This is a genomic window from Rhodococcus spelaei (assembly GCF_006704125.1).
GTDB classification, from domain to species: Bacteria; Actinomycetota; Actinomycetes; order Mycobacteriales; family Mycobacteriaceae; genus Rhodococcus_G; species Rhodococcus_G spelaei.
This window is the reverse complement of the sequence record NZ_VIGH01000003.1, coordinates 225,216-243,360: the sequence shown is the minus strand read 5'-3', so window position 1 is coordinate 243,360 and position 18,145 is coordinate 225,216. Positions and strand designations below refer to the sequence as shown.

Here is an 18,145-nt window from a genome sequence, read left to right as displayed (position 1 = left end):
AGTGTGTATGGTCTCGCCCCGCGCGGTTGTCAGTGATCCGTTAGTCACTGGCAACTCGTACGGCGCCTGGCTGGATGGCTGTGCTCCGTGGTCCGTGCGCCTGATCATCCAGCGTGTCGTGGGCGAGGGATTTCCTCCATGCCGCGACAGCGATGAGGGCATCGAACCGTGGTGTCATCCGGTCGGGTCCGCACCGAACCTGGGAAATACGGAACAAATGCGGATCCGACCACTGCCAGTATCCCACACGTGCGCGACGGCCCGCGCCAACGGCGCACCGCGGCGGCTGATGGAGTTACGGCCGTGCGGGGATTGTCAGCCCCGCGCGAGGTGCGGGAACCAGAGCGCGATCTCCCGCTCCGCCGATTCGACCGAATCGGAGCCGTGCACCAGGTTCTGCTGACCGTCCAGGGCCAGGTCGCCGCGGATGGTGCCGGGAACGGCCTTCTCGACGGGGTCGGTGCCGCCGGCGATCTGCCGGAAGGCCGCGATCGCGCGGGGGCCCTCGACCACCGCGGCGACCAGCGGCCCGGAGGTGATGAAATTGAGCAGTCCGGGGTAGAACGAGCGCTCGGCGTGCTCGGCGTAGTGCTTGCCCGCGACGTCGACGTCGGCGGTGCGCATCTCGAGCGCGGAAATGGATAGGCCCTTGCGCTCGACTCGCGCAAGAATGTCTCCGACGAATCGGCGGGCGACGCCGTCGGGCTTGATCAGTACCAGGGTGCGCTCAGTCACGGGTGAACAGCCTAAACGTTCAGTCTCGTTGCCCTGGAAGCAGACCCTGTTCGATCCGCTCCTGGATGTCTCGTCGCAGGTACAGCATGTACACCCACACCGCGGCGAAGAGCAGTCCGAGCGCGCCGACCACCGGGTGCACCAACCACCCGGCGATCATCGCGACCTGCAATGCCAGGTCGAATCCGATCGCCCACGACCGACCCTGGACGCCGCACCCCAGAATCATCAGGCCGGCGAGAACGAGGATGTAGGCGACGGCGCCGCCGCTGATGCCGTCGCCGAGTTTCGCGACCGCCGGGATCGCGAGCAGCACCACGATCGCCTCGAGGATCAGCATGCCCGAGCAGACCCCGCGGAAACTCTTCCACGGATCCTTCGCCGGAGGCTTGAAGCCACCAGGCTCGGGGGCCGGTTGATCGGGAGTGCTCACGCGGGGTCCTTTCCGAACAGAGTGCGGGCGACGCCTGCGGTGACCACGGATCCGGTCACCACGACGCCTGCCCCGGAGACTGCTTCACCGGGCTCGGCGACCTCCTCGGCCAGGCCGATCGCGGTCTCGAGCGCGTCAGGCAGCGTCGGGGCCACCACGACGCGTTCGTCACCGAATCGGGCGACCGCCAGATCCGCGAGCTGATCGACGTCCATTCCACGCGGGGACCCGTTGTGGGTCACCACGATCTCGTCGAGCACGGGTTCGAGGGCGGTCAGGATGCCGTCGACGTCCTTGTCCCCCAGCACGGCGACGACGCCGACCAGTTTCCGGAAGTCGAACTCGGCGGCCAGCGCCGCGGCCAGCGCCCGCGCGCCGTCCGGATTGTGAGCGGCGTCGAGGAACACCGTCGGCGCGGTGCGCACCCGTTCGAGCCGACCCGGATTGGTCAGCGAGGCAAAGGCTTCGCGGACGGCGTCGATCTCGAGCTGACGGTCGGCGCCGGCACCGAAGAACGCCTCCACTGCCGCGAGCGCCAGCGAGGCGTTGCGCGCCTGGTGCTCGCCGTGCAGCGGCAGGAAGATGTCGCTGTACACGCCGCCGAGGCCCTGCAGTTCCAACTGCTGCCCGCCGACCGCGACCTGACGTGCCAGCACCCGGAACTCGGATCCCTCGCGCGCGACCGCGGCGTCCGCCTCGACCGCGCGGCGCAGCAGCACCTCACCGACCTCGGGGACCTGCTCGGCCAGGATCGCGACGGTGTCACGCGGCACCAGCGACTCGGGGGCCTTCTTGATGATGCCCGCCTTCTCCTCCGCGATTCCGGCGAGGTCGCCGCCGAGGAACTCGACGTGATCGAGGCTGATCGGGGTGATCACCGCGACCTGTCCGTCGATGACATTCGTTGCGTCCCAACGCCCACCGAGGCCAACCTCGACGACCGCGACGTCCACCGGCGCCTCGGCGAAGGCGGCGTACGCCATCGCGGTGAGCACCTCGAACTTGCTCATCGCGGGACCGCCCGCGGCCTCGGACTGGGCGTCGACCATCGCGATGTACGGCGCCAGCTCGTTGTACGTGTCGACGTACAGCCGCGGGGAGATCGGCTTGCCGTCGATGCTGATCCGCTCGGTGGCCAGCTGCAGGTGGGGGCTGGTGGTTCGGCCCACCCGCCGGTGCAGCCGGGTCAGCAACGCGTCGATCATCCGGGTGACCGAGGTCTTGCCGTTGGTGCCGGCGACGTGGATCGCGGGATAGCTGTGCTGCGGCGAGCCCAGCAGGTCCATCAGCGCCGCGATCCGCGTCAGCGACGGCTCGATCTTGGTCTCCGGCCAGCGCTTGTCGAGTTCGGCCTCGACGAGCGCGAGCTCCGCCATGTCGACCGGTGTGGGCCGGCCGGCCCGGGCCGGTCCGACGGGTTGTTCGTCGCTCACGCCTGCACCTGACTGTCCATGTCCTTCAGCCGCGCGGTGATCCGCTCGACCTCTTCGGCCGCCAGCGTCTGCCGGGCCCGGATCTTGTCGACCACGTTGTCCGGGGCCTTCGCGAGGAAGGCCTCGTTCGACAGCTTGGCGGCGGTGCCCGCGAGCTCCTTCTGCGCGGCGGCGAGGTCTTTCTCGAGCCGCTTGCGCTCGGCGACCAGGTCGACGGTGCCGGAGGTGTCCAGCTCGACGGTGACGGTGGCCCGGCTCAGCCGGATCTCCAGCGACGCGGTCGCGGTGAAGTCGTCGGCCGGGTCGGTCAGCTTGCCCAGCGACGCGACGGCGGCCTGCTTGCCGTCCAGGTCGGCCTCGGCGACGCCGGTCAGGCGGGCGGAGACCTTCTGCTTGTCGTTGAGGCCCTGGTCGCTGCGGAACCGGCGGATCTCGGTGACCAGTCGCTGCAGGTCGGCGATGCGGGTGGCGGCGACCTCGTCGGCGGCGTCACCGGTGGCGGCGGGCCACTGCGCGATCACCACGGACTCGCCGCCGGTGAGCACCTTCCACAGCGTCTCGGTGACGAACGGCATCACCGGGTGCAGCATGCGCAGCAGCGCGTCGAGGACGTTGCCGAGCACGGCTCGCGTGTTCTCCGCCTCCTGGCCGGCGAACTGCACCTTGGCCAGCTCGAGGTACCAGTCGCAGACCTCGTCCCACGCGAAGTGGTACAGCGCCTCGCAGGCCTTGCCGAACTCGTAGCGGTCGAACGCGGCGTCCACCTCGGTGCGCACCTGCTCGAGCCGGTCCAGGATCCAGCGGTCCACGTCGGTGAGGTCGGCGCGCGGCGGCATCGGGGCCGGCGCCGCACCGTTCATCAGGGCGAACTTGGTGGCGTTGAACAGCTTCGTGGCGAAGCTGCGCGAGGACTTGGCGTGGTCCTCACCGACCGACAGGTCGCTGCCCGGGTTCGCACCGCGGGCGAGGGTGAAGCGCAGCGCGTCGGCGCCGAACTCGCGCACCCAGTCCAGCGGGTCGATGCCGTTGCCCTTGGACTTGGACATCTTCTTGCCGAACTCGTCACGCACCAACCCGTGCAGGAAGACGTCCTCGAACGGCACCTGCGGTCCGCTCTTCGCGCCGCCGGCGGTGACCGCCTCGTCCTCGGAGACGAACGTGCCGAACATCATCATCCTGGCGACCCAGAAGAACAGGATGTCGTACCCGGTGACGAGAACCGAAGTGGGATAGAACTTCTCGAGTTCCGGAGTCTTGTCCGGCCACCCCATCGTGGAGAACGGCCACAGTCCGGACGAGAACCAGGTGTCGAGGACGTCGGGGTCCTGCTCCCAGCCCTCGGGTGCGGTCTCGTCCGGTCCGACGCAGCGCACCTCACCGTCGGGGCCGTACCAGATCGGGATGCGGTGACCCCACCACAGCTGACGCGAGATGCACCAGTCGTGCATGTTGTCGACCCAGCCGAACCAACGCGGCTCGAGGCTCGCCGGGTGAATCTTGGTGTCACCGTTACGGACCGCGTCGCCCGCGGCCTTGGCCAGCGATTCGACCTTGACCCACCACTGCAGCGACAGCCGCGGCTCGATGGACTCGCCGCTGCGCTCGGAATGCCCGACGCTGTGCAGGTAGGGACGCTTCTCCGCGACGACTCGACCCTGCTCGGCCAGTGCCTCGCGCACCTTGACGCGGGCCTCGAACCGGTCCATGCCGTCGAACTGCGTGCCAGTGTCGGCGATCTTGCCGGTCTTGTCCATGATCGTGGGCATCGGCAGGTTGTGCCGCAGGCCCATCTCGAAGTCGTTGGGGTCGTGCGCGGGGGTGATCTTCACCGCGCCGGTCCCGAACTCGGGGTCCACGTAGTCGTCGGCGACGATCGGGATCTGACGACCCGTGATCGGGTGCTCGAGGGTGGTGCCGACCAGGTGCTTGTAGCGCTCGTCCTCCGGGTGCACCGCGACCGCGGTGTCGCCGAGCATGGTCTCCACTCGAGTGGTGGCGACGATCACGTGCGGCTCGGAGTCGTCGAGCGAGCCGTAGCGCAGCGAGACCAGCTCGCCCTCGACGTCCTCGAACTTGACCTCGATGTCGGAGATCGCGGTCTGCAGCACCGGCGACCAGTTGACCAGGCGCTCGGCGCGGTAGATCAGGCCTGCGTCGTACATCTTCTTGAAGATGGTCTGGACGGCGCGGGAGAGACCCTCGTCCATGGTGAACCGGTCGCGGCTCCAGTCGACGCCGTCGCCGAGGCTGCGCATCTGGGTGCCGATGGTGCCGCCGGACTCACGCTTCCAGTCCCACACCCGGTCGACGAACGCCTCACGGCCGAGGTCTTCCTTCTTCTTGCCGTCCGCGGCGAGCTGCTTCTCCACCACGTTCTGGGTGGCGATACCCGCGTGGTCCATGCCCGGCAGCCACAGCACCTCGTAGCCCTGCATCCGCTTGCGGCGGGAGAGCACGTCCATCAGGGTGTGGTCGAGCGCGTGGCCCATGTGCAGGCTGCCGGTCACGTTCGGGGGCGGCAGCACGATCGAATAGCCCGGCTTGTCGCTGGTGGGGTCGGCCGTGAAGTAGCCGGCGTCGACCCAGCCCTCGTACAGCTCCTGCTCCACGGAGCTGGGGTCCCAGCTCTTCGGGAGGGCGTCGGCGGGATTCTTGGGGTCTTGCGGCGCGGCACTGGTCACCCAGTGATTCTAGAGAACGGGCGGGCGACACTCAGCGGCGCGGCCCCCAGAAGTTGAGGTAGCCGGCAGAGTAGGCGAGCGCGGTGCTGCCGGGGATGATGTCGCGGGTGCCGTACCGCACGTGTGGGTCGTCGTGCAGGAACTGTGCCAGCACCGCCGCGGTGGTCGCGGTCTTGCTCAGCATCGTCAGCGGGTCCTCACCGAGGTCCAGGATCGCCTGCCGGAGCTGCCCGTGGACGAGGCTCTCCGCGATCCCGGCGACCATCGCGACCGGATCGGAGAGGGTCAGTTCGGTCGCGAGCTCGTAGCCCAGTTGCAGGTAGGTGTGTGCGAGGTCGGCGTCGCCGTAGATGTCGCCCGGCAGGCAGAAGTCGAACCAGTCGACGATGCCGGTCGCGGTGATGTCGTCCCCGGAGATGCCCTGCCCGGCGAGCCGATTGCCCAGGGGGAAGGTGCGGCCGAGGCCCCGGTGCGGTGACGCGACCGCATGCAGCCACAGGCAGTCGCGCTGACGGTCGCGCAGTGCGCCGGAGACGAGTTCACGGCCGACGAGGGAGACCACCGCGCCGCCCTGGCTGTAGCCGAGCAACCCGAAGGTGCCCTGGTGGGCGTTGATCAGGCGGATCACCTCGGCGATACCCATGTCCCGGGACTTGCGGTACGACGGGTCCCCGAGCGCCGCCAGGACTCTCTCCCCGCCACCCGGGATCGGACCGAAGCTGGCCGGATAGTTCACGTAGACGACGTCGAAGACGGTGCGGTTCAACAGATCCGTGACGCCGCGCAGCATCCCGATCTCGGCGCTGGGCGTCACTCCACCCGAGTTTCCGTCGGCGGCCGCGACCGCCTCCCACGTTCCCGGCACCACGAAGAGGGTGTGCTTGGCTGCCATGCGAGGACTCCTCTCGGAACGTCGACCCTCTAAGTTGACCACATGACCGTGGCGTGGTTCTTCCTGTTCGTGGCGATATCGGCGGAGGTGCTGGCCACCAGCCTGCTGCCCAGAACCGAGGGATTTCGGCGACCGGTACCGACCGCGGCGGTACTGGGTTTGTACAGCGTGGCGCTGTACCTGCTGTCCAAGACATTGCGCACGCTCGACGTGGGGGTCGCCTACGCGGTCTGGGCGGGCGTCGGCACGGCCGCCGTCGCGGCGATCGGCATGCTGATCCTGCACGAGCCGCGCTCCGCCTCGAAGGTGCTCGGCATCGGCCTCGTCGTCGCCGGAGTGGTCGCGCTCAACGTGGGCGGCCTCGCGTGAGCGAAACCCGCCGCGCCTGGGCATTTCTCGCGGTCGCGATCACCTCCGAGATCCTCGCGACGGTCTTTCTGGGCCGGACCGAGCAGTTCACCCGCCCGCTGCTGACCGCCGCGGTGCTGTGCGGGTACGTGGTGTCCTTCACGTGCATGGCACAGGCCCTGCGCGCGCTGCCGGTGAGCCTCGCGTACGCGCTGTGGTCGGGCATCGGGACCGCGTCGGTCGCGGTGATCGGTATCGCCTTCCTCGGCGAGGGGCTCTCGGGCTGGAAGGTGCTGGGGCTGGTGCTGATCATCGCCGGGGTGGTCGTGCTCAATCTGCGACAGTCGGGCCCCGAAGTCCGCGAGGCGGTCTCCCGTCCCGGCGCTCGATCCCCCGCGCCACCATCACGGAATTGATCCAAAGCAGCCGCGAAATCGTGTCTTGTGCATGGGTCGCAAGTCGCGGGTTCGCACGCGCACTCGATCCTTCAGCAGCGATCGAGGACACATCATGAACATCTCCGCAAGGCCGTACCGCAGGGCACTCGCTGCCGTGGCGACCGCGGCCCTGGTCCTGGCTCCCGTCGGCATCGCCGTCGCCAGTGCAGCCCCTGTATCGGCGTCGCCGGTCTCTGCCGGCGCACTGGCCCGAGCGGACAACGACCGCGGGCACGGCGACAACGACCACTTCTCCGACAACGACCACTTCTCGGACAACGACCACGGGCGCGCGCACCAGGACCGGGATCGCTTCTTCGACAACGACCACCGGGACGACAACCACTTCTTCGACAACGACCGCCGGTGCGGCGACAACGACTTCTTCGTCGGGAACCACTTCTTCTTCGGAAACCACCGCTGCGACGACAACCACTTCTTCGACAACGACAACTGACGCGGGTCGAGTGCAACCGGGTCCGGCCGCCGCCGCAGTCGCTACAGTCCGTGCCTGCGCGCGACGATCCGCTCCACGACCGTCCGCGGGACGATCCGGCGCAGGGCGAACACGAACGGGGCGCCGCTGCCCACCGCGTACAGCTGCTTCGGACGGTCGGCGTCGATTGCCTTGACGATGGTCGCGGCGACCTCGGCCGCAGAGATGCCGCCCGCCTCGTTGGCGTCGAGCCGCGAGATCATCGTGTTGTACTCAGCGGTGTAGGGCGAACCCTCGGCAAGGTAGTGCGTGCGCCGCAACCCGATTCCGGTGCTGATCGCGCCCGGCTCGACCGTCGTGACGCCGACGCCGTAGGGCGCCACCTCGCGCCGCGCGGCGTTCGCGAAGCCCTTGATCGCCGCCTTCGTCGCCACGTAGGACGACCGGTAAGCCAGCGGGAAACTCGCGAGCATCGACCCGACCATCACGATCCGTCCGTAGCCGCGCGACCGCATCCCCGGCAGCACCAACTGGGTCAACCGGACAGCCCCGAACACGTTGGTCTGGAAGAGCCGCTCGATCGCCTCCATCGGCAGTTCCTCGATCGGACCACTCTGGCTCTCGCCGGCGTTGTTGACGAGCACGTCGACCTCACCCGCGGCGGCGGCGCAGGCCTCGATGCTCGCGCCGTCGGTGAGGTCGAGCGGGAGGTACTCGACTCCCGGGATCGGGTCGGCGATGGTGGACGGATCGCGACCGGTTCCGTAGACCCGCCAGCCACGGTCGACGAGGGTCTCGGCCACGGCGGCACCGATGCCCGACGAGGCACCGGTGACCAGCGCGGTGCGAGTGATGCTCACGATTGCAGTCCTTTGTTCGTCGGAACGCCCGAGCCGGATACTGCCACGAGACCGGCGCGGCGTGCCGACATGTCCGGCAGACTGTCCGGTACAGGCACGACGGACAGAACGGAACGGGCCGATGAGCAGTCCCCTACCACCTGTGTTGGCGGCCTGGCGTCACCTCGGCCGCCACCTCACGGTCGGCGCGAACACGATCTTCGTCGCCGAACTGGGTGCAGGCGCCGGGCCGCCGATCGTTGTCGTACACGGGTTCCCGGGCTCGTCGCACGACTTCGCCGCGGTCGCGGACCGCCTCGCGTCGTCGGGTCGCGTGGTGCTGCTGGACCTGCTCGGATTCGGCTTCTCCGACAAACCTCCGACGGCGCGGTATTCGCTGTTCGAACAGGCCGATCTCGTCGAGTCGACGTTGGCGCAGTTGGGGATCGGGCGATGTGTGCTGCTGGCACACGACATGGGCGACACCGTCGTCGCCGAGATACTGCACCGCCACAACCACGGCGACCTCGGGTTCGTTCCGGAACGGGTCATCCTGACCAACGGCTCGATCTTCATCGACCTGGCCCACCTGACGGGCGGGCAGCGCGCGATGCTGCGGATGCCGGCGAGACCGCTGCCCGTCGATCCCCCCGACTGGGTGATCGCCCGCGCGCTCGCGCGCAGCTTCGGCCCCCGCTCCCCCGCACCGGACGGGGCGATCGACACGTTGGTGCGCATGATCCAGCACGGTCGGGGCGGGCGCCTGCTGCCTCGACAGAACCGCTACCTGCTCGAACGTCGGGCACACCAGGCGCGGTGGACGGCCGGGCTCGTCGAGTACACGGGTCCGCTGACGTTGCTGTGGGGCGCGGACGATCCGATCGCCGTGGTGGACATGCCGGCACGGCTGTCCGCGCTGCGACCGCGCACCGAGGTGACGCTGCTCCCGGACGTCGGACACTGGCCGATGTTGGAGGCGCCGGCCACGCTGGCCGAACTCGTCGCGCGGAGCGTCGGGTAGCGGTCCAGGACCGCGCGCGGCGGTGTCGGTGATCGCGACCGTTACTTGGTGAGCAGCGGCGCGATCCGCGGCGGGATCTTGTCGAGCGCGTACGGAAGCGACAGCACGGTGCTCCACGTCATCGCCTCGGCGGCCTCGTCCTCGAGGATAATGGTCCGGCCCTCCTTGACCGAGCGCAGCTCCTTGTAGACGGGCGTCTTGTCGAGCTCGGCGCGCAGCTTGTCGCCGAAGCCACCGCCCGCGTACCAGACGAGCAGGTCGGCGTCGGCGAGCGAGAGCTGCTCGGTGCTGATCGGCGCGAAGTTGGTGTTGTTGATCTGCTGCGTGACAGGCGGATTGACGAATCCGAGCTCGGTGAAGAACCGGACCTTGGGGTCCTCCGGACCGTAGACACCGAACTGGCCGGGGCCCTTCAGCGCGCCGACGATCACCGTCTTGCCCTTGAACGCGGGGTTCGCGGCGGCCACGGACGTGAACTTGTCCTGCACGGCGGAGACGACCTCCTCGGCCTTGTCCGAGCGTCCCAGCGCCGTGCCGATGATCCGGGTCTGGTCCTGCCACGGCACACCGTAGTCGGCGAACTCCTTCGGCTGGGTGACGGTCGGCGCGAGCGCGCTGAGCTTGTCGTGCTGACTCTGGGTCACCCCGGAGTACGTGCCGAGAATGAGATCGGGGTTGGTGGCCGCGACCTTCTCGACGTCGATACCGGTGTTGGCGGTGCCGACGATCGCGGGGTGTGCGCCTCCGAGCAGGTCGTGCGCCCACGGCCAGGTCGCGTCGGGCTGGTTGCCGTACCAGTCGAACACCCCGACGGGGACCACGCCGAGCGCGAGGATGGCGTCCTGGTCGTTGTATCCGACGCTCACGACCCTCTGCGGGTTCGCTCCGACCTGGGTCTGCCCGTACTTGTCGGTGACCGTGGCACCCGCGGATCCGGTCGAGCCGCCTCCGTCACCTCCGCTGCTGCAGGCCGCCGCCGCGAGCGCCAGCAGCGCACCGGACGTTCCGACCAGAAACCCACGACGCGTGATGCGACCGGCGTCTGCCATCGACTCTCCTCCATAAGACGACCAAAGCTAGGTAAGGCTAGCCGAAACAGTAGGACATTCGGGGCGGTACGACTTTCGGCAGGTAGCCGACGAGTCCACTATGGAGACATGACGCGCAAGGGACCCGAAAGCGACATCGACGAAACCCAACTCGAAGTCACCGGCATCGAGGACCACGCGGCCGGTCCGCGTGCCGTCGTCGTCTCCCTGCAGCGGGCGTTCGAGCAGATGGGCGCTGTCCGGACTGCGAAGACGCTGACCCGCCTGAACCAGCGCCACGGCTTCGACTGCCCGGGATGCGCCTGGCCCGAGACGCCCGGCCACCGCAAGCCCGCCGAGTTCTGCGAGAACGGCGCCAAGGCCGTCGCGGAGGAGGCGACCCTGCGCACCGTCACCCCCGAGTTCTTCGCCACCCACTCGGTCGCCGAACTGGCCGACAAGACCGACTACTGGCTCGGGCAGCAGGGCCGCCTGACGCATCCGATGGTGCTGCGCGAGGGCGCAACCCACTACACGCCGATCGGCTGGGGCGAGGCCTACCGACTGATCGCCGACGAGATGCGCTCGCTGGCCGGCCCCGACGAGGCCGTCTTCTACACCTCCGGCCGCACGAGCAACGAGACTGCCTTCCTGTACCAGTTGATGATCCGCAGCTTCGGCACCAACAACCTGCCCGACTGCTCGAACATGTGCCACGAGTCCTCGGGCAGCGCACTGAGCGAATCCATCGGCATCGGCAAGGGCTCGGTAACGGTGCCCGACCTCGAGTACGCCGACCTGATCCTCATCGCCGGCCAGAACCCGGGCACCAACCACCCACGGATGCTCTCGACCCTGGAGGCCGCGAAGCGCAACGGCGCCAAGATCATTGCGATCAACCCGCTGCCCGAGGCGGGCCTGCTGCGGTTCAAGGACCCGCAACGGGTCGGTGGGGTGGTCGGGCACGGAATCGACATCGCCGACGAGTTCCTGCAGATCCGCCTCGGTGGCGACATGGCACTGTTCCAGGGACTGGGCCGTCTGCTGCTCGAGGCGGACGACGCCGCCCCCGGCACGGTCGTCGACCGGGACTTCGTCGACGGGCACTGCGCTGGCTTCGACGAGTACGAGCGGCAGGTACGCGGCGTCGATCTCGACACCGTGCTCGAGGCCACCGGCCTGACCATGACCCAGCTGCGGGACACGGCCGACGCGATGATTCGCTCGGAGCGCACGATCGCCTGTTGGGCGATGGGACTGACCCAGCAGGCGCACGGCGTGGCCACCATCCAGGAGATCACCAACCTGTTGCTGATGCGCGGCATGATGGGCAAGCCGGGCGCGGGCGTGTGCCCGGTGCGCGGCCACTCGAACGTGCAGGGCGACCGCACCATGGGCATCTGGGAGAAGATGCCCGATTCGTTCCTCGACGCACTCGACCGCGAGTTCTCCATCACCAGTCCCCGCACGCACGGGTGGGACACCGTCGAGGCGATCCGCGGCATGCGTGACGGCAAGGCGCACGTGTTCATGGCGATGGGCGGCAACTTCATTCGGGCCACCCCGGACACCGCAGCCACCGAGGAGGCGCTGCGACGGTGCGCGCTGACCGTGCAGGTGTCCACGAAGCTCAACCGCTCGCATGTGGTCACGGGTCGCACCGCCGTCATCCTGCCCACCCTCGGCCGCACCGACAAGGACGTCCAGGCCGGCGGGAAACAGCTTGTCTCCGTCGAGGACTCGATGTCGATGGTCCACCTCTCCCGTGGCAACCTGACCCCCGTCAGCGAGCACCTGCGCAGCGAGGTCGCGATCGTGTGCGACCTGGCCCAGGAACTGCTCGGCCGCGACCACTCGGTGCCCTGGGCCGCGTTCACCGCCGACTACGACCGCATCCGTGACTCGATCTCACGGGTGGTGCCGGGCTGCGAGAACTACAACGAGCGGGTCCGCCAGCCCGACGGGTTCCAGCTGCCGCACCCGCCGCGCGACCGTCGCGAATTCCCCACCCGCACAGGCAAGGCCAACTTCGCCGCGAATCCGCTGCAGTGGGTGCCCACTCCCCCCGGCAAGTTGATCCTGCAGACGCTGCGCAGTCACGACCAGTACAACACCACCATCTACGGCCTCGACGACCGTTACCGCGGCGTCAAGGGCGGACGCCGGGTGATCTTCGTGTCCGCCGCCGACCTCGCCGAGCAGGGCCTGACCGACGGCGCCGCGGTGGACATCGTCTCCGAGTGGACCGGCGCCGACGGCACGGTCGAGGAACGCCGCGTCAGCGACTTCCGGGTGGTCGAGTACGACACCCCGAAGGGCAACGCGGCCGCGTACTACCCGGAGACCAACCCGCTGGTTCCACTCGATCACGTTGCGGCGAAGTCGAACACACCGGTGTCCAAAGCGGTGCTGGTGCGACTCGAGCCGGTCAGGAGCAACTGATGGGCCGCGTCACCGCCCGTCGGTCGGTGTTGCGGATCGGTCAGAGCGGGAGCGTCCGCCGGCCGGACACCCTCGCGGTCGAGGAACCGCTGGAGATCCGGACCGCCGGGCGAGCGCTGACCGTCACGATGCGCACCCCCGGCAACGACATCGACCTGGTGCACGGCTTCCTGCTCGGCGAGGGCATCATCTCCTCCGCGCGGGACGTCTCTGTGATCCGGTACTGCGACGGCGTGGACGACGAGGGCGCCAACACCTACAACGTCCTCGATGTGGCGCTCGCCCCCGGCGTGCCGGAGCCCGCGAACGCCGACCGGAACTTTCTGAGCACCTCCGCGTGCGGGGTGTGCGGCAAGGCCTCACTCGACGCGGTGCGGGTACGCGCGCCGTACGACCTGGCCGACTCGCCGCTCACCGTCGCGACCGCCGTGTTGTCGTCGCTGCCCGCGACAATGCGTGCGCGGCAACGGGTGTTCGACTCCACCGGTGGCCTGCACGCAGCCGGCCTGTTCACCGCCGACGGCGCACTGCTCGCGCTACGCGAGGACGTCGGGCGGCACAACGCCGTCGACAAGGTGCTCGGCTGGGCGCTCACCGAGAACCGGGTGCCGCTGTCCGAGTCGATCCTCGCTGTCAGCGGTAGGGCGTCGTTCGAACTGGTGCAGAAGGCCGTGGTGGCCGGCGTCCCGATGCTCGCCGCGGTGTCCGCACCGTCCTCGCTGGCCGTCGACCTCGCCGCGGAGTCCGGGCTGAGCCTCGTCGGGTTCCTCCGCGGCGAGACCATGAACGTCTACACCGGCGAGCAGCGGATCAAGCTGGCGTGAGTCGGCGATCGACCCGCTGCTCGGCGCTGCGACACGCCATGTGACGCACGAACGCCCATTCCCTGAGACGATCACCATGTGGAGCCCGCTGCGGATGTGTCTGTCGGTGAATGGATTCGTCCACGGTTGACGGGGCGGCGGGGATCGGTGACGGGTGTTGTTCCCGATGGGTTCGAGGCCTACGTGCGGGTCTTGCACCCCATCGATGTCGACGACCACCGGGTCGTGCGGTGGCGTGATGTGGCTGCGGCGACCGGGCGGCAAGTTCATCCCTTGGTGCAGTGGTGGCGTCTGATCGACGCGCAGGGTCCCCTGAATCCACACAGTGAGTTGTGGGACGGCGACGACCCGGAGACTGGTGCGCTGGACCAGCCTGACTGCCATGTGCTGGTCGAACTGCTGGCGCGCCGCACCACCACCCCGGACGACGCGTACTTCGCGCTGTGGGAAGGGTCCGGACACCTCAACGGGAGCGGGATCATGTTCGGGATCGACGAAGCCGGGCACTCCTTCTCCACGCCCATTCCGGTGGCTGCGACGGCGGCTCGACTTGTCGCGGGGCCGCGCCTGCAGCACCCGGGCCGGAACTACCTCGTGTTGGCCGGCGCCTTGGCCGAGGCATTCACGATTGCCGAACTGCTCGGGGCACAGCCGTGGGCATTGTCCGGCAATCTCGTGTGGCCCGCAGATCACGCGTGGTGTATCGGTACCGAAGTCGATTTCGACTCGACCATCGTCGGATGTAGTCGCGCGGCCGCCAACGAGATCCTCTCGTGCGCGGAACTGGAAGCGCTGCCGATCGGTCCCGCCGATTCGCTTCAGTACGACGCCGACCGGATCAACCGGTGAGTTCTGCGCATTCTTCGTAGTTGCCCTGGCTGCACAGTGTTCTGGTGGTCGATTTCGCTGCACATGTCAGCCGGGTGACGTAAGATCGAATGTATGTTCGAATCCGGTGTGGGGCTGAAGGACGGGTCGCGATGCGGCGACCTGAGGGCGAGCGCCACCCACTTCCCCCTACCGGTCGACGCCGCACTGCTCGTCGAGGTAGCGGACAGTGCGCGAAGCGAGAATCGGGCCGCGGCACGGAAGGTGCTGGCGGCGGGCGCGTTGTGGGATGCGTGGATCGAGCGAGATGCGGAGTTGGGATCGGGGAAGATCGCCGACTGCGGCAACGCGGCAATCGCCGAACTGGCTGTCCGGTTGGGGTGTTCGAAGACGGTCGCCGAGTCGTGGGCGGCATTGGGGATCGATCTGCGGTTGCGGTTGCCGCTCACGCGGACAGAGTTCGAGGCCGGGGACATCGATCTTGCTCGGGCGCGGACGATCTCGCGAGGGATGACCGGGCTTTCCCCCACAACGGTGACCGCCCTCGAACCTCAGATCCTTGCCGCGGCGCTGCACCTGTCACCCGGCCCGCTGGCGACGGAGATCGAACGCCTGGTCGCCCTGCACAACCCCGACGAAGCAGCCGCCCAGCGTGAGGATGCGCAGAGGTTCGCGCGGCGGATCGTCAAGCGTCGCGGCACCGGATGCGCGACCGTCGAGGTGACCGTCTCGCCGGAGGAGGGCGAGGCGCTCATACAGTTGGTCGCCGAGTTCGCCGGCACAGTGTGCCGGCGCGATCGGCGCGGTGCCCAGGAACGCCTGGTCGACGCGGTGATGGCGCTCGTGCACGGCGAGCCGTACCTCGAGTGCACGTGCGGCCGCGACGACTGCGACGCGGCGAAGGAGGATGCCCTACCGGGACGACGGGCGCCGCTCACCCAGATCACCGTCGACCTGCCGACGCTGCTCGGATTGCTGTCCGAGCCCGCATACCTGCACGGCCACGGCCTCATAGACCCGGCACTGGCACGGCAACTGGCGGCCAACGGCACCTGGCAGGCGATGCTCACCGAGATGCTAGAACTCGCGGAGGAGCTTGGTCTCGTCGGCCACGACGACGAGGGCATCGGCGCGGCGAATACCGACCTTGCGGATCCTGACGGCGCGGATGCCGGAGACCGGAAACCCGAACCGGAGGAATCTAATTCGGTCGGTGAATGCGGCACCAACTTGCCCGAATCCAACCCAGCCGAGCCGCCGGGATCGGGCCGTGACGACCCATTGCTGTCGAATCCGCCGCCGCCTCGATTCTGCGTCCGATCGTTCCTCGCCCGTGGCAGTCGACGCAGGGCCGCGGGCGTCCCCGATACCCCAGGGAGTGCGGCCTCACCACCACTGCACCTGCCCCCGACCAGTGTCGGCGCGATGGCCGATGCGATCCTCGCTGCCGTGCAGGCGAACCCAGCACTCACGCAGGGCATGCACCGGGACGGGCATGGCGGGCTGCTCGTCCCGCCCGCGGGGGCGTTGACCTATCGGCCCGACGCCGCGACCACCGCACTGGTCCGGGCACGGGACCAGCATTGCCGGTTCCCCGGCTGTAGCCGACCCGCCGCGCAATGCCAGCTCGACCACATCGTCGAATATCTGGCACGGAATCCACGGACCGGAGGCTGGACCATCGTCTCCAACCTGCAATGCCTCTGCGCGTTCCACCACCAGCTGAAAACGCTGGGGCTGTGGAAGGTCGTCACCATCGGTGGCCCCGACATCAGTGGCCACGCCCTCCTGTGGACCTCCACGCTCGGCTCGACCGCGGTCACACTCCCAGGCGGAGCGTCCGGGGCCGCGGACCCCAGCGGCCTGCGGCCACGGATCACCGGACGACGCGGCGCAGTCGCCCCGATCGCGACGAGCCTAGACCCGGAACCTCCACCGTTCTGAGCGTGACTGCCATAAGTTGCCGCCGTCAGCTACCGGCGGCGATCCACTCCTCGAGGTGTGGCGACTCGGTGCCCAACGTGGTCCCGTCCCCGTGCCCGGTGTGCACCCGGGTCTCCGCGGGCAGCGCGAACAGCTTGTCGCGGATCGAGCCGATGATCGTCGGGAAGTCCGAGTACGACCGTCCGGTGGCGCCGGGGCCGCCGGAGAACAGGGTGTCGCCGGTGAACAGCTCCCCCGCCTCCGGCAGGTACAGGCACGTCGAGCCGGGCGAGTGCCCCGGGGTGTGGATGGCCTGGATCTCGGTGCCCGCCACCGTGATCCGCTGACCGTCCTCCAACGACAGGTGTCGCACGCCCGGGTGGGTCATCGCCCACAGCACGTCGTCAGCGGGGTTGAGCAGGATCGGCGCGTCGAGCCGCTCTGCCAGTTCCGGCGCGACGGTGACGTGATCGTTGTGCCCGTGCGTGCAGACGATCGCGACGACCTTCCGGCCGCCGACCGCGTCGACGATCGGCTGCGCGGTGTGCGCGGCGTCCACGATCACGACCTCGCTGTCGTCACCGATCAGCCAGATGTTGTTGTCGACATCCCAACTGCCACCGTCGAGTTCGAACGTCCCCGACGTGACGACCCGATCCACCCGCAGGTCGCTCACAGCACGACCACCGAACGCAGCACCTCGCCGCGGTGCATCGACTCGAACGCCTGCTCCACCTGGTCGAGCGCGATCCGCTCGGTGACGAACTTCTCCAGCGGCAGCCGGCCCTGCTGGTACAGGTCGACGAGCATCGGGAAGTCACGCTCGGGCAGGCAGTCGCCGTACCAGGACGACTTGAGCGAGCCGCCGCGGGAGAAGAAGTCGACCAGCGGCATCTCCAAGGTCATGTCGGGGGTGGGCACGCCGACGAGGACGACCGTGCCGGCGAGGTCGCGGGCGTAGAACGCCTGCTTCCACGTCTCCGGGCGGCCGACGGCATCGATGACGACGTCGGCACCGAATCCGCCGGTGAGGGTCTGGACGGCCTCCACGACGTCGAATTCGGTCGCATTGAGGGTGTGGGTCGCGCCGAGGTCGCGCGCCCACTCGAGCTTCTTGTTGTCCCGGTCCACCGCGATGATCTTGCTGGCTCCGGCGAGGCGGGCACCCACGATGGCTGCGTCACCGACGCCGCCGCAGCCGATCACGGCCACGGAGTCGCCGCGGCCGACGTTGCCGGTGTTCATCGCCGCGCCCATGCCGGCCATCACGCCGCAGCCGAGCAGTCCGACGACGGCAGGGTCCGCCGACGGGTCGACCTTGGTGCACTGACCCGCATGCACGAGGGTCTTGTCGGCGAACGCGCCGATACCCAGCGCGGGGGTCAGCTCGGTGCCGTCCTCGAGGGTCATCTTCTGCTTCGCGTTGTGGGTGTCGAAGCAGTACTGCGGGCGGCCCCGCTTGCACGCGCGACACTGCCCGCACACGGCCCGCCAGTTGAGCACCACGAAGTCGCCGACCTCGACGGAATCGACTCCCTCGCCGACACTCTCGACGATCCCGGCCGCCTCGTGCCCGAGTAGGAAGGGGTACTCGTCGTTGATGCCACCCTCCCGGTAGGTCAGGTCGGTGTGGCACACCCCGCAGGTCGCGACGGCGACGACGACCTCGCCCGGGCCGGGGTCGGGAATCGTGATCTCCACGATCTCCACCGGCGCGCCCTTCGCGCGTGCGATCACTCCCCGTACCTGCTGCGGCATGTCCGTTCTCCTTCTCGTCGCGATAATCAACGCATGCGCACCTGGTTGTGTGCGCGTCCGTCTCGACGGTAGTCGGCACCAGCCCGT

At 68.7% G+C, this 18,145-nt stretch carries 17 protein-coding genes; 8 read left to right on the top strand and 9 right to left on the bottom strand.

What is annotated here, in order from left to right; genetic code table 11:
* Window positions 1-315 precede the first annotated feature (315 nt).
* The 5 genes from ndk to FK531_RS07835 are packed head-to-tail and all read right to left on the bottom strand — an operon-like array spanning window position 316 to window position 6,174.
* Window positions 316-735: a nucleoside-diphosphate kinase gene (gene ndk, locus FK531_RS07855; protein WP_142097327.1), complete on the bottom strand. Its 420-nt coding sequence runs from the start codon at window positions 733-735 to the stop codon at window positions 316-318.
* A gap of 19 nt (window positions 736-754) precedes the next feature.
* Window positions 755-1,168, bottom strand: coding sequence for a DUF4233 domain-containing protein (locus FK531_RS07850; protein ID WP_142097324.1), 414 nt, complete (start codon window positions 1,166-1,168; stop codon window positions 755-757).
* Window positions 1,165-2,601, bottom strand: coding sequence for a bifunctional tetrahydrofolate synthase/dihydrofolate synthase (folC, locus tag FK531_RS07845; RefSeq protein WP_435531026.1), 1,437 nt, complete (start codon window positions 2,599-2,601; stop codon window positions 1,165-1,167). The genes FK531_RS07850 and folC overlap by 4 nt, the downstream gene beginning before the upstream one ends.
* Window positions 2,598-5,282: a valine--tRNA ligase gene (locus FK531_RS07840; RefSeq protein WP_142097322.1), complete on the bottom strand. Its 2,685-nt coding sequence runs from the start codon at window positions 5,280-5,282 to the stop codon at window positions 2,598-2,600. The genes folC and FK531_RS07840 overlap by 4 nt, the downstream gene beginning before the upstream one ends.
* A 31-nt stretch (window positions 5,283-5,313) precedes the next feature.
* Window positions 5,314-6,174, bottom strand: coding sequence for an alpha/beta hydrolase family protein (locus tag FK531_RS07835; protein WP_142097319.1), 861 nt, complete (start codon window positions 6,172-6,174; stop codon window positions 5,314-5,316).
* A gap of 42 nt (window positions 6,175-6,216) precedes the next feature.
* On the opposite strand from FK531_RS07835, the gene FK531_RS07830 reads away from it, so the two are divergent.
* The 3 genes from FK531_RS07830 to FK531_RS07820 all read left to right on the top strand — a co-directional run bounded on the left by FK531_RS07830 (window position 6,217) and on the right by FK531_RS07820 (window position 7,416).
* Window positions 6,217-6,543, top strand: coding sequence for a DMT family transporter (locus tag FK531_RS07830; RefSeq protein ID WP_220126932.1), 327 nt, complete (start codon window positions 6,217-6,219; stop codon window positions 6,541-6,543).
* Window positions 6,540-6,938, top strand: coding sequence for a DMT family transporter (locus tag FK531_RS07825; RefSeq protein ID WP_142097316.1), 399 nt, complete (start codon window positions 6,540-6,542; stop codon window positions 6,936-6,938). Before FK531_RS07830 ends, FK531_RS07825 begins: the two co-directional genes overlap by 4 nt.
* 94 nt (window positions 6,939-7,032) lie before the next feature.
* A complete protein-coding gene (locus FK531_RS07820) occupies window positions 7,033-7,416 on the top strand; it encodes a hypothetical protein (protein WP_181762859.1) in 384 nt (127 codons plus the stop codon).
* Window positions 7,417-7,457: 41 nt separating this feature from the next.
* Here the strand turns inward: FK531_RS07820 and FK531_RS07815 are convergent, their stop codons facing one another.
* Entirely contained in the window at window positions 7,458-8,249 is a 792-nt protein-coding gene (locus FK531_RS07815; RefSeq protein WP_220126938.1) for an SDR family oxidoreductase, read from the bottom strand.
* Between the two features lie 127 nt (window positions 8,250-8,376).
* Here FK531_RS07815 and FK531_RS07810 point away from each other — a divergent pair, with 127 nt between their 5' ends.
* Window positions 8,377-9,255, top strand: coding sequence for an alpha/beta fold hydrolase (locus FK531_RS07810; RefSeq protein ID WP_181762858.1), 879 nt, complete (start codon window positions 8,377-8,379; stop codon window positions 9,253-9,255).
* A 41-nt stretch (window positions 9,256-9,296) separates the two neighbouring features.
* Here FK531_RS07810 and FK531_RS07805 read toward each other — a convergent pair whose 3' ends face one another.
* Window positions 9,297-10,304: an iron-siderophore ABC transporter substrate-binding protein gene (locus FK531_RS07805; RefSeq protein WP_142097307.1), complete on the bottom strand. Its 1,008-nt coding sequence runs from the start codon at window positions 10,302-10,304 to the stop codon at window positions 9,297-9,299.
* Between the two features lie 108 nt (window positions 10,305-10,412).
* Between FK531_RS07805 and FK531_RS07800 the strand changes: the two genes are divergently transcribed.
* The 4 genes from FK531_RS07800 (at window position 10,413) to FK531_RS07785 (ending at window position 16,321) form a co-directional block, all read left to right on the top strand.
* Entirely contained in the window at window positions 10,413-12,725 is a 2,313-nt protein-coding gene (locus tag FK531_RS07800; protein WP_142097304.1) for an FdhF/YdeP family oxidoreductase, read from the top strand.
* Complete coding sequence (gene fdhD / locus FK531_RS07795; RefSeq protein ID WP_142097301.1) at window positions 12,725-13,549, top strand: formate dehydrogenase accessory sulfurtransferase FdhD; 825 nt, start codon at window positions 12,725-12,727, stop codon at window positions 13,547-13,549. Before FK531_RS07800 ends, fdhD begins: the two co-directional genes overlap by 1 nt.
* A gap of 147 nt (window positions 13,550-13,696) precedes the next feature.
* A complete protein-coding gene (locus FK531_RS07790; protein WP_142097299.1) occupies window positions 13,697-14,398 on the top strand; it encodes a hypothetical protein in 702 nt (233 codons plus the stop codon).
* A gap of 93 nt (window positions 14,399-14,491) precedes the next feature.
* Window positions 14,492-16,321, top strand: a complete 1,830-nt coding sequence (locus FK531_RS07785) for an HNH endonuclease signature motif containing protein (RefSeq protein WP_142097296.1) — start codon at window positions 14,492-14,494, stop codon at window positions 16,319-16,321.
* A gap of 25 nt (window positions 16,322-16,346) precedes the next feature.
* Here FK531_RS07785 and FK531_RS07780 read toward each other — a convergent pair whose 3' ends face one another.
* Window positions 16,347-16,976 (bottom strand): MBL fold metallo-hydrolase, encoded by a 630-nt coding sequence (locus FK531_RS07780; protein ID WP_142097293.1) that lies wholly within the window; start codon window positions 16,974-16,976, stop codon window positions 16,347-16,349.
* Window positions 16,973-18,058, bottom strand: coding sequence for an S-(hydroxymethyl)mycothiol dehydrogenase (locus FK531_RS07775; RefSeq protein ID WP_142097290.1), 1,086 nt, complete (start codon window positions 18,056-18,058; stop codon window positions 16,973-16,975). Before FK531_RS07775 ends, FK531_RS07780 begins: the two co-directional genes overlap by 4 nt.
* Between the last annotated feature and the right edge of the window lie 87 nt (window positions 18,059-18,145).

What these genes read in the sequence shown, in the direction of transcription:
- FK531_RS07835 (WP_142097319.1), bottom strand. Translation starts at nt 6,174, where the DNA reads ATGGCAGCCAAGCACACCCTCTTCGTGGTGCCGGGAACGTGGGAGGCG.
- FK531_RS07830 (WP_220126932.1), top strand. Translation starts at nt 6,217, where the DNA reads ATGACCGTGGCGTGGTTCTTCCTGTTCGTGGCGATATCGGCGGAGGTG.
- FK531_RS07820 (WP_181762859.1), top strand. Translation starts at nt 7,033, where the DNA reads ATGAACATCTCCGCAAGGCCGTACCGCAGGGCACTCGCTGCCGTGGCG.
- FK531_RS07810 (WP_181762858.1), top strand. Translation starts at nt 8,377, where the DNA reads ATGAGCAGTCCCCTACCACCTGTGTTGGCGGCCTGGCGTCACCTCGGC.
- FK531_RS07805 (WP_142097307.1), bottom strand. Translation starts at nt 10,304, where the DNA reads ATGGCAGACGCCGGTCGCATCACGCGTCGTGGGTTTCTGGTCGGAACG.
- FK531_RS07800 (WP_142097304.1), top strand. Translation starts at nt 10,413, where the DNA reads ATGACGCGCAAGGGACCCGAAAGCGACATCGACGAAACCCAACTCGAA.
- fdhD (WP_142097301.1), top strand. Translation starts at nt 12,725, where the DNA reads ATGGGCCGCGTCACCGCCCGTCGGTCGGTGTTGCGGATCGGTCAGAGC.
- FK531_RS07785 (WP_142097296.1), top strand. Translation starts at nt 14,492, where the DNA reads ATGTTCGAATCCGGTGTGGGGCTGAAGGACGGGTCGCGATGCGGCGAC.
- FK531_RS07775 (WP_142097290.1), bottom strand. Translation starts at nt 18,058, where the DNA reads ATGCCGCAGCAGGTACGGGGAGTGATCGCACGCGCGAAGGGCGCGCCG.